We start from the raw sequence: 16,495 nt of genomic DNA, 5'->3' as shown, positions 1-16,495 counted from the left end.
TTAATAACAATTTTTAAAAAATATAATAGATTAATAATTTAAAATATGAGTTAAAACGCTTTCGAAAAAGATAAATAAAGATAATAGCAGTTTAATAGTGGATGAAATCTCACTTTCATCCACTATTAATGAATCCCTAATTAAAAACAGCTACTTTACTTTCAAGTTCTGCAATGGCAGAAGCCACTTTCTCCGCAGAGATTTCCATTGGCATTACATGGATGGATTCCTCTGGAATAACAGCTTTTTGAGCTACTGCTGTAATCATATCTTGAGTCAGATTTTGCACACCAATTTCCGATACAGAAATAGGTAGCCCCCAGTCACGGTAGATTGGAATTAACTGTTCAATTTCATCCCATTTTCCTTCAAGTACTAGTTGAACAAGAATTCCATATGCAACTTTTTCTCCGTGCAATGCATGATGTGTTTCTTCTAAGATCGTTAATCCGTTATGAATGGAATGAGCACCAGCAACCCGGCCATAATAATCGCCAAATCCACCAACTAAACCAGCCATAGTGATAATTGTCTCAACAACCTTCATGAAATCATCATTCAATTTTCCAGTTTTCGCGGCACTTATAGCACCCTTCGAATGCTCGAGCAGCAGATCTTTACACTGCTTTGCAGCAAAATAAGAAATTTGTAAAGGAACAGGCTTGTTATCGATCCCTGACATCTGAACATCTGCTTCATACCACTTCGCAAGTGTATCACCAATACCAGCAATGAGCATATTTACAGGTGCATCAATCAAAATTCTAGGTTCGATCAATACAAGGCTTGCGCTTACAGGATAAACGTCGTATCGAATAAAAGTTCCTGCATCATCATAAAGAACACTAACTGCTGCCCATGGTGAACAATTTGAGGCAAGCGTTGGAACTAAGATCGCTTGGCGATGGGTCTGATTACATGCAGCTTTAACAAGATCAAGAACCTTTCCCCCACCTACCGCGATTACACCATCAAATGAATTTTCCTCAACAAGATTAGCCACTTTGTCTATTTCTGAAAAAGAGCATTCCCCGCCATAGACATATTCTTCAACTTCGATATCGTTCAGATCTGGCCAAAATGGTTTAGCAGCCTCCCATGATTTTACGCCATGAACGATAAGTACTTTTTTTAAGCCTCTTTCGACCAATTTTGATTGCAGCTGATCTAAAACACCTTCACTGAAAATATACTCACTCGGTGCTCCATGTACAGAAAATGATTTCAAAATTCTTCTCTCCTCACTTAAAGGTGATTCATTCTATTTATAAAAAAATTAGAAAACCATTTTTTGAATCATTACGGATTACTTATTTTTTGCTTTTGCAAGTTCTGCTGCTACTTCAACGATCATATCCTCTTGACCGCCAACTACTTTACGTTTTCCTAGTTCAATTAAAATATCACGAGAATCTACGCCATATCTTTCAGCAGCACGTTTTGAATGCAGGGCAAAGCTTGAGTAAACACCCGCATAACCAAGAGTTAAACTGTCTTTTGTAATTTCCTGCGGTACTTGCAATAGCGGAGCTACGATATCTTCCGCTAAATCCATCATTTTATATAAATCTACACCAGTTTTGATTCCCATCCGTTCACAAACTGCGATAAGTACTTCTGTTTGTGTATTACCAGCACCTGCTCCTAGGCAGCGGACACTTCCATCAATACGTGTCGCACCTTCTTCAATTGCTACAAGCGTATTTGCCATGGCTAATGATAAATTGTTATGAGCGTGGAATCCTACATTAATACCTACTGATTGTTTAAGTGCACGAATTCTTTCTCGAACTTGTCCTGGAAGAAGGTAACCCGCAGAATCTACTGCATAAACAGTATCTGCTCCATAGCTTTCCATCAATTTAGCTTGTTCAACTAATTTATCAACTGGTGCCATATGATTCATCATTAGGAATCCAACTGTTTCCATGCCTAGCTCTTTTGCATAAGCAATATGTTGTGGAGCTACGTCTGCTTCTGTAACATGTGTTGCAATACGCGCCATTTTGGCACCTAAATTTGCTGCTTCTTTCAATTCATGCAGTGTACCGATACCTGGCAATAATAGGACTGCAATTTTTGATTTATCTGCAACAGAAACGGCAGCTTCGATTAATTCCATTTCATTTGTGCGGGAAAGGCCATATTGTAAGGAAGATCCTGCTAAACCATCACCGTGTGATACTTCGATATATGGAACATTTGCATCATTCAATGCTTTAGCTACTTTCAATACTTGATCTACTGTAAATTGGTGAGAGACTGCATGACTTCCATCTCGTAACGCAACCTCAGTGATAAGAATATCTCTTTCATTTGTCATTTTCATTTTCCCCTTTCTACAGCTTATACTGTTTCTTTCTTTAATAGATTTTTAGCAAACTCTTCTGCAATTTTCACGCCTGCTGCTGTCATAATATCAAGGTTTCCTGAATACTTAGGCAGGTAATCTCCAGCACCTTCTACTTGAATAAAGATGGTTACTTTATTTCCTTCAAAAATAGGTTCTGTACGAAGCTTGTAACCTGGAACATAGGATTGAACGACTTCTGTCATTTCAGCAATCGATTTTCTAATACCTTCCTCGTCCAATTTCCCTTCTTCTACAAGTGTATACACAGTATCACGCATCATGATTGGAGGTTCAGCAGGGTTTAAGATCATGATAGCCTTCCCTTTTTTAGCCCCTCCTACTACTTCAATCGCACGAGAAGTTGTTTCAGTAAATTCATCGATATTCGCACGAGTTCCTGGACCAGCACTCTTACTTGAAATCGTTGCAACGATTTCAGCATATTCTACTGGGCTTACACGGTTTACAGCATGAACCATTGGAATGGTTGCCTGTCCGCCACATGTAATCAAATTGATATTTTCTTTCTCCAAATGCTCGTCAATGTTAACCGCAGCACATACATATGGTCCAACCGCTGCAGGAGTCATATCAATTACTTTAATGCCTGCCTCTTTTAATACCTTTGCATTATAAAGATGAGCTTTTGCTGAAGTGGCATCAAACACAATATCAGCTTCTAATGTAGGATCTGCTAGAAAACCATCAATTCCGGTGTCTACCCCTGCATAACCCATTTCTCTCGCACGGCGTAATCCGTCTGATTGCGGGTCAATCCCAATCACAGCGGTTAACTCTAATAGTTCAGAGCGTCCGAGTTTAATCATTAAATCTGTACCAATGTTACCTGAGCCAAGAATAGCAACTTTAACTTTTGACAAAATAATTCTCCTCCTAAATATTAATATTTTTTAGTTGATTAGATTTTGCTTCTATTAGATAAATTCATCCTTATACCCTAATGCCTTTGAAATTTCAAATGCCGCCCTTTGAATACCAGCTATCACTAGTGGAAGCTTCTCTTCATCAAGTCTCATCTTTGGTGCGGCGCAGCTAATTGAAGCGATTACATTTCCTTTATGATTGAATATGGGCGCAGCAATACATTTAAGCCCTAACTCAATCTCTTCATCATCGACAGCATAACCAGTCTCACGAATCGAAATCAACTGTTGTTTAATTTCATTAATATCTGTCATCGTGTACTCGGTAAATGCTTCTAAACTCGCAGATGATAATAGTCTATCAGCCTCATTTTCACTTAAGTGGGCAAGAATAGCCTTTCCCACACCGGTACAATGCACAGGTGCTCTTTTACCAGTATGTGAATAGATGGTTAGTGCTCTAGGGCCTTCTACCTTTTCGATATAAATAATTTCATCTCGCTGTAAGGTAACTAAGTGAACGGTTTCATTTAACTCATTCACCAGGTCCCTGATGATTGGTCTAGCTATTTTTCCAACATCGAGATGTTTTGCCACAAAATTACCTAAAGTGAAAAGTTTAATCCCAAGCTTATACTTTAAATCATCTGGGTTTTGCTGAAGATACCCTCTATGTTCTAAAGTCTTGATGATCCCATGAACAGTACTTTTTGATAGGTTTAAATGCTGACTTATCTCTTTGACACTTAGTTCTGGATTCGTGCTCAAAAACAATTCCAGGACATCTGCTGCCCTTTCAATCGATTGAATTAAACGTTCAGACATTACCATCCTTCTCTCGTTCGCCATTATCGAATAGCGTTCGTAAATTTCTAATCGATACTTTTATACTAACCCGCATTTTATTGTATGTCAATTAGTTTAAGTTCATTATTTTGACATAATTTAATAAAAAAAAGAGAACCCAATTCCTTTTTGGGAATTGGGCTCTTTTTGTATATAGATGACTTACAACACTTCAAATTGTTTAAAACCGGTTTGGTCCGGTATAAAGTCTAACTTTTTATCTCTGAAGTAATGACATTCACCATTGTCGATGATAAACGTTAAATCATCCTTCACGATTTTACTATCATTTGACTGGATAGCTGCTTCTAGCGTTAACTTCACCTTCATAAAACAACTTTTACGCATTTGTAATCGGATAAACTTCGCTGAATCTGATTGTTCCAGCCTATTTTTTATTTCGGCAGCAGCTGCTTCTGTTAGTACAATCACTTATTACCCCCCTTTATATCTACATCTTATAGAAAATACGCAGAATATAAGAAATCCATTTAGTTTGAGGATGATTTCTTATATTCTCCAATAACCCCTTAACAATCGCCCTTGGTAAAGTTGGTTCAAGCAGCTCTTGTTTTAACAATTGTAATGATTCCTGTTCAATAGACTCTTTCATTTCTGCCATCTCTTGTTGTATCAATTCAAGAATCTGTTCCTTCGTTACATCTTCACCCAGCGGGTTTTCGAACATCTGGATATGCTCTTTTGTAATAAAGGGTACAGTAGAATTTCTTGCTATGATATTTGTTTTCTCCACTAGCGTTTGTGATAATAAGTCCAAATCTAATGGTACATTATAGAATAAAAATAATTGGGAGTACATACTTATAAATCCTTTGATACAAAATACTAAGTCATATTTTATCTCTTTTATTTCATTTTCTCCATACAAATGCTCCACCATCGAAAGAATCGTTTTCTCCATTAATCTGTCGTAGAAACGGATTTTGAGAATGAAATCTTCATTGAATGATCGAGATTGCTCCTTAATAAGAATTTTTCCAAAATCAGAATGCTTTTGAAAAGAACTAAATATCGCAATATAAAATTCATATAGTAGATTTTGATGATTTGCACTATTCCTGACCAGATAGTCAATATCCGTAGTGAATTGAATCATAAAGTCGTCTATTATCGCAAGGATCAGTTCATCCTTTGACTTAAAAGACAAATAAAAAGCACCTTTAGAAATGCCGCAATGCTCAGTTATTTGTTGGACAGAAGTAGCTTCAAATCCCTGTTTAGCAAAGAGCTCTATTGCTTTTTCCATTATCAATTGTTTTTTCATGGTCTATTCTTCACTCCTAGCTTCTATCATTGACAGATGACCGGTTAGTCAGTATTATAAGTAAATGGGTTAGATAAGTCAATTAAGGGTAGGTGTAAGTGTGAAAGGTTTAGTTAACTTTGTTCTAGGAAACAAACTAGCAGTATGGTTACTTACAATAATTATAACAGTATCTGGTATTTATTCAGGTACAAGAATGAATATGGAGACAATTCCAGATATTTCAATTCCATATCTAATGGTAATGGATGTTTATCCAGGGGCAACTCCAGAGCAAGTGATGGAGGATGTTTCCAAACCTTTAGAGAAAGCGATAGAAAACCTTAAGGGTGTTAAATCCGTTTATTCCAATTCAAATGCGAATATGGCAAGTATTCAAGTAGAATATGAATACGGTGAAGATATGGACGAAGCAAATCGTGCATTAAAATCTGCCTTAGAGGCCGTGAAACTGCCAGAAAATGCACAAGAACCAATTATTACAGCAATCAGCATGAACATGATGCCAGTTGCTGCACTTAGTATAAGCAGTACAACAGAGGATATCGTTGAACTAACGTCCACTGTGGAGGATATTATCCTTCCAAAAATCGAGAAGATTGATGGTGTAGCCTCGGCCACCATTACAGGCCAACATATTGAAGAAGTTCAGCTTACGTATAACGATGTAAAAATGGCTGAATATGGCTTACAAGAAGATACTGTTAAACAAATGATTCAAGCAAGTGATCTTGCCGTTTCATTAGGTCTTTACGAATTCGAAGCAGGCGAACAAGCTGTAGCGATAGATGGCAAGTTCATGACGGCGGACGAATTGAAGGGAATGCTTATTCCTGTAACACCTTCTGCAAACCAGCCGCTGCCATTTGTGAAGCTAAGCGATATCGCTGAAATTGAAGTAGTAGGTAAGGTACAATCGATTTCACGTACAAATGGTGAAGACGCGATTGCTATTCAAATTGTCAAAGGTCAAGAAGCAAACACTGTCGATGTTGTAAATAGTGTGAAGGATTTAATTGACAAAGAAAAGAAAAATATTGATGGCCTTGTTATCGAAGTTTCACTCGACCAAGGTGCTCCAATTGAAAAATCCGTTTCAACGATGGTTGAAAAGGCATTATTCGGCGGTTTAATCGCTGTATTGATTATCCTTTTATTCTTACGTGATATTAAATCAACGATTATTTCAATCGTATCGATACCAGTTTCCATTTTCATGGCATTTCTGCTGCTTAACTGGATGGAAATAACCCTTAATATCATGACACTTGGTGCCGTTACGGTTGCCATTGGACGTGTAATTGATGACTCCATTGTTGTAGTTGAAAATATTTATCGACGACTTCATTTAAGAGAGGAAAAATTGTCAGGTCGTGCGCTTGTCCGCGAAGCGACAATTGAGATGTTTAAGCCCATCCTTTCCTCTACATTAGTTACGGTTGCAGTATTTGCACCTCTTATCTTTGTTGGCGGTATGGTCGGTGAGCTCTTCATGCCGTTTGCACTAACCATGACGTTTGCTCTTGGGGCTTCGTTAGTTGTGGCTATTACCATCGTTCCTGCGTTGTCTCACTTCCTATTTAAGAAAAAATTATATAGTGAGAAGACTGAGAGCAGCCATAAAGAAGCTGGCAAATTGGCTAACTGGTACAAAGGAGTTCTTGGATGGACACTTAATCATAAAGTGATTACCTCCATTATCGCTATTGTGTTATTAGCAGGCAGTTTAGCGTTAACTCCATTAATCGGTTTTAGCTTTATGGGCAGTGAAGAAGAAAAGGTCATGTACTTAACGTACACACCAAAAGCAGGTGAGCTTAAGGATGAAACATTGGCAAACGTTGAAGCAGTAGAAGAAGAAATGCTAAAACGCGATGATATCGACATCGTTCAGATATCTGTAACAGAAAGTGGAGATCCGATGGCCGCTATGATGGGCGGCGGTGGAGACGGTGCGTTAATGTACCTTATTTTTGACCCAGAAATGGAGAACTTCCCTGAAGTCCGTGAGGAAATTGAAGAATATGTGTTTAATATCGGACAGACAGGTGAATGGAAGTCACAAAACTTCGCTCCTACTTCAATGGGTTCAAATGAAGTTAGCTACACGTTCTACAGTGAAGATTTAGATAAACTAAATGAAGCTGTAAAAATGGTAGAAGACGTTCTGAGCACAAATGATCGCTTAGAAGATGTTTCTTCAAGTGCTGAGGAAGCATACGTTGAATATACATTCAAAGTAGCACAAGATGAATTGCTGCAGTATGGTTTAACAACAGGTCAAATCGTCATGATGTTGAACCCAATTTCGACTAAAGATGTATTAACAACAGTTGAAAAGGACGGTAACGAATTAGAAGTAATCGTTCAGCAGGAACAGGCTGCACAGCCAAAATCAATTGACGATATTTTAGCAACACAAGTACCGACAGCATTTGGTACGACAATGCCTTTATCTGAACTAGTAACAGTTGAAAAAGGTACAACACTGAATACACTTGCACGAAGTAAAGGTGAATACTATGCAACCGTATCAGGAACCATCCTTGATAAAGATATATCGAAAGCTACAGCCGAGGTAGATAAAGAAATTGATAAATTAGATTTACCAAAAGGTGTTACCATCGGCGTTGCCGGGGTCCAGGCGGATATGACGGAGACATTCACACAGCTTGGTATGGCTATGCTTGCAGCGATTGCGATTGTTTACTTTATCCTAGTTGTAACCTTCCGTGAAGGTGTCGCACCGTTCGCAATCCTTTTCTCATTACCATTTGCGGTAATTGGCTCATTTGTAGGTTTATTGATTGCGGATGAAACCATCTCTGTTTCAGTCATGATGGGTCTATTAATGTTAATTGGTATTGTTGTAACAAATGCCATTGTACTCGTTGACCGGATTATTCATATGGAACGTGATGGTATGACGATGCGTGAAGCAGTATTAGAGGCTGGGGCAACGCGTCTGCGTCCAATTCTAATGACAGCTATCGCAACGATCGGTGCGTTAATCCCATTAGCGATTGGTCAAGGCGGCGGCGGTTTAATCTCAAAAGGTCTAGGTATTACCGTAATCGGCGGTTTAACAAGTTCAACTTTACTAACATTAATTGTTGTTCCTATCGTTTATGAGGTGTTATCGAAGATATTTAAGAAAAATCGTAAAGACATCATAGAAAACTAATAAAAGCCCTGAAAGGTGAAACGTCACTTTTCAGGGCTTTTATTTTTAATGCCAGACAAACAAAGAGCTTTATCATACATTTCTAAGGTTTTAATATGATTTTACCGGTGCTTTTTCGACTTTCTAGTAAAGTATGTGCTTTAGAGCCATCCATTAAAGAGAAAATAGTTGGCTCTTGAATTGTTATTTTTCCTTCCATTACCCAATCAAATAATTGTTTTGAACGCGCCTTTCTTTCCTCTAACGAAGTAAGAACATTCCAAAGGTCCCCGCCTGTTAATGTTTTTGAAGTATCCATGAGCATCCTAGGATCTACTGGAGCGGGGTCACCCCCTGCCATACCATAAAAAACAACAGTACCTCCAACTTTAGCAGCTTCAAAACTCTCCATTAATGTAGAACCTACAGAATCATAAACAACATCTACCCCCAACCCATTCGTTACCTTCTTTAATTCCTCAATCCAGTTATCACTGTATAAAAACACATGATTAGCTCCGGCTAAATAAGCAGCCTTAGCTTTATCGACTGAAGAAGTAAGCCCAATAACTCGCGCGCCTAATAATTTTGCAATTTGAATAAGAATTTGACCAACTCCACCTGCTGCTGCATGAAGAAGGATTGTTTGTCCAACCTTTACTTCAAAACTATCTTTTGTTAAGTAATGTGCTGTTAAACCTTGAAGTAAGATGGATGAAGCTGTTTCAAAGGAAATCTCATCTGGTAATGGAATGGACTTCTCCAAAGGAACTGCAACTAGCTCTGCATTAGCAAATGGAACATCCGCAAATGCAACCCGGTCTCCAGCCTTTAAGGTGGTAATGCCAGGACCTACCTTTTCTACAATACCTGCACCTTCATAACCCAATATATATGGTGGTTTTCCTGCTAGATGATAATTTCCTTTTCGGCGGTATATATCTGCGAAATTTAATCCTATCGCCTTCATCCTAACCAATATCTCATTTTCACGAATGAATGGTTCTGGGATATCTATGTATTTTAATACCTCTGGTCCCCCGAATGTTTCAAAGATAAGTGCTTTCATTAACAACACTCCTTATATAAAAATTTTAGATTTCATTGTATAGGTTATAAGAATTTTAAACAATATAAACGGACTCACCCCTGTTTGTCACCGATCTTTCACTCCTTACTATTTTTCGAGCACTATCCAATCCCTAATCTTACCGAACTTCTACTCCTTTCTATTTTTCGTACACATTCCGCCCCGATTGTTCTAGTTTAATAAAAAACTGACTCAAGCATTCTGAGTCAGTTACTTTTTGACGATTTGTCTTTTTATAGAAATTTATTTACTCTCTTTTACTACATCAATAATTTCCTTCAAGTCATCCCGTACACTTTCCTTTGAGAGAGCGACATTTGAGCGATGGGCTGCCCGTACAATTACATGTGCAGCTACAGGGGCAGTGAGAAATACAAAGAATATACCAAGAAATAAGCGAATACTAAAATAGCCTTCCAACATAAAAAAGAGAAACGTTCCTACAAGCGTAAAAAGAACGCCCATCGTTGACCCTTTTGAAAGTGCATGTGAGCGGGTGTAAACGTCAGGGAGACGAATTAACCCAACTGCACTTAAAAAGCTGAAGATGGTACCGATCAATATAAACAAAACTGCGATATGTTCACTCGGATTGATTACGTTCAATGACTACACCTCTTTCAATATATCTTGCAAAGGCAATTGTCCCGATAAAGGAAAGGATCCCAATTAATAAAATGACCTCAAAAAATCCAGTGCTTCTAATAAAAACAGAAAAAATTGCCACTCCAGAAATGATATTAATCCCTAATGCATCCAGTGCTTGAATTCTATCTGGAGCAGTCGGCCCTTTTATCAATCGAAAAACAGTTGCAAAAACAGCAAAACTTAGAAATACTAATGAACAAATTAAAATTCCCTGTATCATGCTCGCGTCACCTTCTTAATAGCCTTTTCAAATTTAACTGTGGACTGGATAACTGCATCGCTTGATTCTGGGATATCCATTGCATGTATATAAAACTTCTTGCTATCCGAAGAAACTTCAACTACAACAGACCCAGGGGTCAGGGTTAACAGCAATGCTAGTAAGGTAACCTCTAGATCCCCTTCTAAACTTGTTTCCAACGTAAAAATTCCTGGAGTAATATTGATGGTAGGCCTGAGAATTTGTCGAATCACTAAGATACTAGATGTGAACAATTCATAAATAAACACCAAAAAAAGTTGAACGATTGCTAATAATGTTACCAAATAGAATTTAGTAGGAAGATATCTGCGTAATATATAAAGCACCAATAAACCAAATAGATAACCACTAAAAAATGTTAACACACTCCAATCATCCTGAAGAAACATCCAGATGACACCAATTAATAAATTTACTAATACTTGCATGGGCATGGGTACCACCCCTTTCCATCTATCAAGATAACCATTTTAACTATTGATCAAGATTGCTGCCCAAGACTGCTTCAATATAAAAGCTTGGATTCATTAAGCCATCTACCGCAATATCAACATAAGCATGAATTCCTTCTGCGCCTAATCCGAGCGCAATCGTTAATATGGTAAGGATTCCAATCGGTAACAATAACCCCTTCGTTGTCCCTTTCTCTTTCTCCTCCGATATATCGGTATAGCCCCAAAATCCATTCATAAAGATTTTCATGATGGAATACAAGACCATAATGCTCGTAAGCAATCCGATTCCGCCCAACCAGAAGTATCCTATTTCAAAAGTGCCTTCCGTTATAAAAATTTTCCCAATAAAACCGCTTAATGGCGGTATACCTGACAGGGATAATGCAGAAATAAAGAACATCCAGCCTAATCCGGGGTGTAAACGGATAAGACCGCTGATTTCTTTTAACTTACTTGTTCCGGTAAGGTATATGATGGTTCCACCTAAAAGGAAAATCAGTGCCTTCACAATCATATCGTGAAACAAATAGTATAGGGCTCCCGTCATTCCTTCCGTTGTAGAGGATGCAAGTCCAGCTAATATAAAACCAACACCCACAATAACGTTATACGTTAGAATTCTTTTGATATCCCAGAAAGCCACTGCCCCAATTGCTCCTAACAGCATCGTTACCGCAGCTAATATTCCGATAAATAAATGAGTCACCTCTGGCTCATGATAAAAGACGAGCGTGAAAACTCTTATAATTGCATAGATTCCTACCTTTGTTAACAGCGCTGCAAAGATTGCAGAAATCGCTGTCGGAGGAGCACTATAGGAACCCGGCAGCCAGTAGAATAGAAAAAGGCCTGCTTTTAAACTAAAAACAATTAAAAATAGAATCGCAACCGTCGTCATAAGCCCGCCTTGCCCCGCCTCAGCAACACGTATCGAAAGGTGAGCAAAATTCAACGTTCCGGTCATGGCATAAAGGAATGCGATTGCAACAAGAAATAGAAAAGAGGAGATAATATTAATCAATATATATTTAATAGACTCCCTGAGCTGAATTTTCGTACCTCCTAGTGATATCAACACATAGGATGCAACTAACATCACCTCAAAGCAAACAAATAAATTAAAAATATCTCCAGTGAAAAAGGAGCCATTCACCCCAGTAATCAGAAACAAAAACAGCGGGTAAAAGTAGTTGGCTTCTCTCTCTTTTCCAATGGAGTGAAAAGCATATAATAAACAACATAGTGAAACGATGCTCGTTACCAGAACTAGTAAGCTCGAAAACATATCAGCAACCATACTTACACCAAAGGGAGCTTCCCAGCCGCCTAAATGCAGGGTTTGAATTCCCTTGGTATGGATTTGAGCGATGAGCAAAAGAGTAGAAATGCTTATCGCTATTGTAGTAACAACGCTTAGAAATCTATGCAATTTTATATTTTTTCTAAAAATCACCATTATCATTCCCGCTATAATCGGGATAATGATTGGCAAAACAACCAAATTATTCATTCTCAACACCTCTCAGTTGCTCGGTATCATCCGTGCCTAACACCTTATAAGCACGATAACTCAGCACTAAAAAAAGAGCTGTTGTTGCAAAATTTATCACGATTGCAGTTAATAAAAGGGCTTGTGGCAAAGAATCAGCATAGGTTAGGTTCTTTATCCCAAGAAGCGGCGGACCTCCCTTTTTTAACCCTCCCATCGTAATAATCAATATATTTACTCCATGACCAAGGATGGAGGTTCCTAGAATGATTCTAAATAGGGTTTTCGTCAAAATCAAATATGTTCCAACAGCGAATAATATACCTACAAGGATAGACATTAACGTTTCCATTATCGATCATCACCTATACTCAAAATGATCGTGATCGAGGTCCCAATTACAGCCAACCCTACCCCGATATCAAAAAGCACCGCCGTTGCAAGTTCAGTTTTCCCGAAAATAGGCAGATTGAAATAACCGAATGTCTGTGATAAAAATGGAGCATTAAAAAGCATCCCCCCCACTCCTGTAAGAACAGCAATCAATACACCTACTGCTGCAACTACTTTAAAATCCACCGGTATATTTTTACGAACTGTTTCAATATCAAATGTTAGAAATAAAAGGATTAAAGCTGAGGAAAACGCCAGACCACCGATAAACCCACCACCAGGAAAATGATGACCTGAAACAAAAAGATTGATGGCAAACGTAAAAATGATGACGACTGCAACCTTGGTGACGCTTCGTATGATGACATCATTCGGCACCTTCATGCTTATCCCTCCTCGAAACATTAAGCTTAATTAATGTAAATACACCTAACCCAGCCATGGTTAGTACAAGAATTTCAAGCATCGTATCAAATCCTCTAAAATCAACAAGGATTGAGTTCACGATATTTTTCGCACCCGCCAGCTCATAAGAGTTTTCATAATAACTTGAAATGGACTCAAATAGACGATTCGCATTTGCTGATAAGGCAACCATCGTAACGGTCACACCAACTCCGATGGAAATGAAAGCATTAACTACTTTAAACCGTATACGACTTATCTCCTTCTTCAATTCCGGTAAATGATAAAAGGATAATAAGAATAGGGCCGTAGTAACAGTCTCAACTACCAGTTGTGTTAATGCCAAATCGGGAGCTCTGAATAGAACAAAGAAAAAGGAAACTAGAAACCCGAGCGCCCCAACTGCAACAATGGCAGTCAGCCTGGTTTTTGAAAATAAAACAGCGATTGCCGTACTAATCATGGCCAGCACTAATCCCACTTCAAATAGATTTAAAGGGGCATCAGCAGAGGGGTCAAAGGAAAATCCATCAAAGAACCACATTGCACCGCCGACAACCAGGATGATAAATGAGAATATATATACTAAATAATCACGGATAAATCCTGTCATATATCGCTCTGTAACTAGCTTCGATGAGCTTTCCATTTTTTCCAGCGCAAGATTATACAGACTATTTATCGTAAAATTTTCAGGATATAAGAGATAAATTCGATACCATTTTTTCAAATATACGTACAACAACGTCCCTAGTCCAACAACACCAAGTGTCATAAACAACTCAGTATTCCAACCATGCCATGCACTAATTTTTATATTCAAGTCACCAGCACCAGCAAGCGTTGGCAACACTGCATACAAAGCAGGTTTTAATAAGTAATGTGAAAGGACATTCGGAAAAAAGAAAATAATAATAACAAGGGATCCGAGGATAAGTGGAGATAGTAACATCCCAATCGGAGCCTCATGCACTACCTTACCTAATTTTTCAGGTTTATTCTTCCCTCTAAAGGTTTTAAAAACAAGAATCATACTATAAACAAAGGTAAAGACACTGGCAATCCATGCGATGATGGGTATAGCCAGACCTATTGTCTCTGCATTAAATATCGACATATTTGATGCATTTACTACCGCAGTAAAAAACATTTCCTTACTTAAAAATCCATTAAATGGCGGAAGTCCAGCCATTGCAAAGCTTCCAATCACGGTTAAGGTAAAAGAAATCGGCATAAGGTGCATTAAACCGCCCAGCCTTCGAATATCCCGCGTTCCTGTCTCATGGTCAATAATACCAACAACCATAAACAAACAGCCTTTAAATGTAGAATGATTCACTAAGTGGAAAATCGCAGCAAATATTGCCATAGCATAGACAGAGGAATCCTTACCCACTCCGAAATACAAGGAGGCAGAACCTAAACCAAGGAGGCTCATGATTAATCCCAATTGGCTAATCGTTGAGTATGCTAATAAAGCTTTAAGATCGGTTTGTCTCACTGCATTCACAGATCCATATAATAAAGTGATGATTCCTACTCCCGATACCAGCCAGAACCATTCAGCCACACCACCGAAAACCGGGGTCATACGCGCCACTAAATAAAGACCTGCTTTCACCATTGTTGCAGAATGTAAATAAGCACTTATTGGCGTAGGCGCCTCCATCGCATCTGGTAACCATATGCTGAATGGAAATTGTGCAGACTTTGTAAATGCTCCGATTAATATTAATACCATCCCTGGAATAAACAATGAATGTGAGGAAATATCAGCTGCATTGCTTATCATTTCACGAATACTATAGGTATTCGTAATCATAGAAAGCATAATAAAGCCAGCAAGCATCGCCAGCCCGCCAAAAATCGTAATAAGCATCGATTTTTGTGCACCATATCGTGATTTTTCACGTTCATACCAGTACGCAATTAGCAAAAAGGAAGATACACTTGTTGTTTCCCAAAAGACATATAAAACAAAAATATTATCAGAAAATACAAGACCAAGCATAGCTCCCATAAATAGTAATAAATACACATAGAAATTATGCAGAGCCTCACGGTGTTTAGACATATAGAAAATAGAATAAAGGATTACTAATGCACCAATTCCCGTAATTATTAATCCAAATAGTAAGCTCAATCCATCCATATAGGTGGTGAAGTTAATATTGTAGGCTGGAATCCATGGTACAGTTTCTCTGAAAGTATTCCCTTCTGAAATTTTGGGAATAAATGAAAGTAAATAAACAAATATCACCAACGGAATAAATAGGACAAACCACCCAGTGTGAATACGCGGCGTTAGTTGTTTATAAATGTAGGGGACAGCGATTGCAAATATAAATGGAATCAAAATCATAATGTGTAACGAAGCTGACATCATATCCCTCCCTATAATTGATTAAAAAATCGTATACCTGTAAATAGATTGACTGAAAGTGTGGCATGGGTTATAGTCAAGTTTATTAAAAGTGTTATAGTATCGGATTTCATTTATTCCGATTCCGAGGTGAACAAATAATGAAAAAAATGAAAGAGCGCATGGACGAGAGTATCCTTGTCTGTGTATATTATGGTCCGAATGGCGAACGTCTCATTCAACGCGGCTGTAAAATTGCCAATATGCTTGATTGTCCGCTGTACATTCTCACCGTAGATCCTAATCCATTTGATGATCTGGATGCAGAGAAATCAAACTATATTGCCAGATGGAAACAATTAGCTTCCCAACATAGTGCTGACGCATTTATTATCAAAGATAATGAACACAGACCGATTTCAAAAGTGATTGCTGAAGTGGCAAGAGAAAAAAATATTACACAGATCATACTCGGTCAAACTGCTCAAAGCCGCTGGGAACAAATTGCTAAGGGGTCAATTATTAATTCTTTATTACGTGAAATTCCATTCGTGGACCTTCATATCATATCTGTAGCCCGCTATTTAAAAAATCCTGATAGACATTTCGAAAAAGGAGTTCGTGCTTATCTTGTTAAAGAGCACGACCACTACCAGCTCATTTTTAAACATACAAAGGCTGTTGAATATGAAGGGATTTTCTTCAAGGAATTCGGAACCGATTTTAATAATGGTATTTTCAAATTCATGAAAGACAAGGAAACATTACAAGTCAGAGTAAAAGAGAACATTGTTAAAGACTTAACAAACGTTGATATGGATACGGACTCAACTTCTGACGATGATTACTTATAACTCCTC

General features: G+C 38.1%; 16 protein-coding genes. 2 read left to right on the top strand and 14 right to left on the bottom strand.

Annotated elements, in window-relative coordinates; all coding sequences use genetic code 11:
* Positions 1–136 precede the first annotated feature (136 nt).
* The 6 genes from AC2TFD_RS03000 to AC2TFD_RS02975 all read right to left on the bottom strand — a co-directional run bounded on the left by AC2TFD_RS03000 (position 137) and on the right by AC2TFD_RS02975 (position 5,368).
* Positions 137–1,228: an iron-containing alcohol dehydrogenase family protein gene (locus AC2TFD_RS03000; protein WP_335514466.1), complete on the bottom strand. Its 1,092-nt coding sequence runs from the start codon at positions 1,226–1,228 to the stop codon at positions 137–139.
* A 78-nt stretch (positions 1,229–1,306) separates the two neighbouring features.
* Complete coding sequence (dmpG, locus tag AC2TFD_RS02995; RefSeq protein WP_335514462.1) at positions 1,307–2,323, bottom strand: 4-hydroxy-2-oxovalerate aldolase; 1,017 nt, start codon at positions 2,321–2,323, stop codon at positions 1,307–1,309.
* Positions 2,324–2,346: 23 nt separating this feature from the next.
* Positions 2,347–3,234, bottom strand: coding sequence for an acetaldehyde dehydrogenase (acetylating) (locus AC2TFD_RS02990; RefSeq protein ID WP_335514460.1), 888 nt, complete (start codon positions 3,232–3,234; stop codon positions 2,347–2,349).
* Between the two features lie 54 nt (positions 3,235–3,288).
* Complete coding sequence (locus AC2TFD_RS02985; RefSeq protein WP_335514457.1) at positions 3,289–4,062, bottom strand: IclR family transcriptional regulator; 774 nt, start codon at positions 4,060–4,062, stop codon at positions 3,289–3,291.
* A gap of 183 nt (positions 4,063–4,245) precedes the next feature.
* Positions 4,246–4,515, bottom strand: a complete 270-nt coding sequence (locus tag AC2TFD_RS02980) for an iron-sulfur cluster biosynthesis family protein (RefSeq protein WP_335514454.1) — start codon at positions 4,513–4,515, stop codon at positions 4,246–4,248.
* Between the two features lie 19 nt (positions 4,516–4,534).
* Positions 4,535–5,368, bottom strand: coding sequence for a TetR/AcrR family transcriptional regulator (locus tag AC2TFD_RS02975; protein WP_335514451.1), 834 nt, complete (start codon positions 5,366–5,368; stop codon positions 4,535–4,537).
* A gap of 100 nt (positions 5,369–5,468) precedes the next feature.
* Between AC2TFD_RS02975 and AC2TFD_RS02970 the strand changes: the two genes are divergently transcribed.
* On the top strand, positions 5,469–8,552 hold the full coding sequence (locus AC2TFD_RS02970) for an efflux RND transporter permease subunit (protein ID WP_335514448.1): 3,084 nt from the start codon (positions 5,469–5,471) through the stop codon (positions 8,550–8,552).
* A gap of 82 nt (positions 8,553–8,634) precedes the next feature.
* Here AC2TFD_RS02970 and AC2TFD_RS02965 read toward each other — a convergent pair whose 3' ends face one another.
* From AC2TFD_RS02965 to AC2TFD_RS02930, 8 genes are all read right to left on the bottom strand, one after another.
* Positions 8,635–9,600 carry a quinone oxidoreductase family protein gene (locus AC2TFD_RS02965; protein ID WP_484674950.1) on the bottom strand — a complete coding sequence of 322 codons (966 nt, stop codon included), beginning with the start codon at positions 9,598–9,600 and terminating at the stop codon, positions 8,635–8,637.
* Positions 9,601–9,864: 264 nt separating this feature from the next.
* A complete protein-coding gene (gene mnhG, locus AC2TFD_RS02960) occupies positions 9,865–10,227 on the bottom strand; it encodes a monovalent cation/H(+) antiporter subunit G (protein WP_484674949.1) in 363 nt (120 codons plus the stop codon).
* Positions 10,205–10,489 (bottom strand): Na(+)/H(+) antiporter subunit F1, encoded by a 285-nt coding sequence (locus AC2TFD_RS02955; RefSeq protein ID WP_335519196.1) that lies wholly within the window; start codon positions 10,487–10,489, stop codon positions 10,205–10,207. Before AC2TFD_RS02955 ends, mnhG begins: the two co-directional genes overlap by 23 nt.
* On the bottom strand, positions 10,486–10,965 hold the full coding sequence (locus tag AC2TFD_RS02950; protein ID WP_335519193.1) for a Na+/H+ antiporter subunit E: 480 nt from the start codon (positions 10,963–10,965) through the stop codon (positions 10,486–10,488). The genes AC2TFD_RS02955 and AC2TFD_RS02950 overlap by 4 nt, the downstream gene beginning before the upstream one ends.
* Positions 10,966–11,005: 40 nt before the next feature.
* Positions 11,006–12,496, bottom strand: a complete 1,491-nt coding sequence (locus tag AC2TFD_RS02945) for a Na+/H+ antiporter subunit D (RefSeq protein WP_484674948.1) — start codon at positions 12,494–12,496, stop codon at positions 11,006–11,008.
* Positions 12,489–12,827, bottom strand: coding sequence for a Na(+)/H(+) antiporter subunit C (locus tag AC2TFD_RS02940; RefSeq protein ID WP_335519188.1), 339 nt, complete (start codon positions 12,825–12,827; stop codon positions 12,489–12,491). The genes AC2TFD_RS02945 and AC2TFD_RS02940 overlap by 8 nt, the downstream gene beginning before the upstream one ends.
* Entirely contained in the window at positions 12,827–13,252 is a 426-nt protein-coding gene (locus AC2TFD_RS02935; RefSeq protein ID WP_335519185.1) for a Na(+)/H(+) antiporter subunit B, read from the bottom strand. Before AC2TFD_RS02935 ends, AC2TFD_RS02940 begins: the two co-directional genes overlap by 1 nt.
* Positions 13,236–15,659 carry a Na+/H+ antiporter subunit A gene (locus AC2TFD_RS02930; RefSeq protein WP_484674947.1) on the bottom strand — a complete coding sequence of 808 codons (2,424 nt, stop codon included), beginning with the start codon at positions 15,657–15,659 and terminating at the stop codon, positions 13,236–13,238. The genes AC2TFD_RS02935 and AC2TFD_RS02930 overlap by 17 nt, the downstream gene beginning before the upstream one ends.
* A 137-nt stretch (positions 15,660–15,796) precedes the next feature.
* Here AC2TFD_RS02930 and AC2TFD_RS02925 point away from each other — a divergent pair, with 137 nt between their 5' ends.
* The gene (locus AC2TFD_RS02925) at positions 15,797–16,489 is read left to right on the top strand and encodes a universal stress protein (RefSeq protein ID WP_335510578.1); all 693 of its coding nucleotides are present in this window, start codon (positions 15,797–15,799) and stop codon (positions 16,487–16,489) included.
* Positions 16,490–16,495: the final 6 nt, after the last annotated feature.

The organism is Neobacillus sp. plas4, from assembly GCF_057221695.1.
Note: the sequence above shows the minus strand (reverse complement) of the source record. Positions and strands in the feature narration are given on the sequence as shown.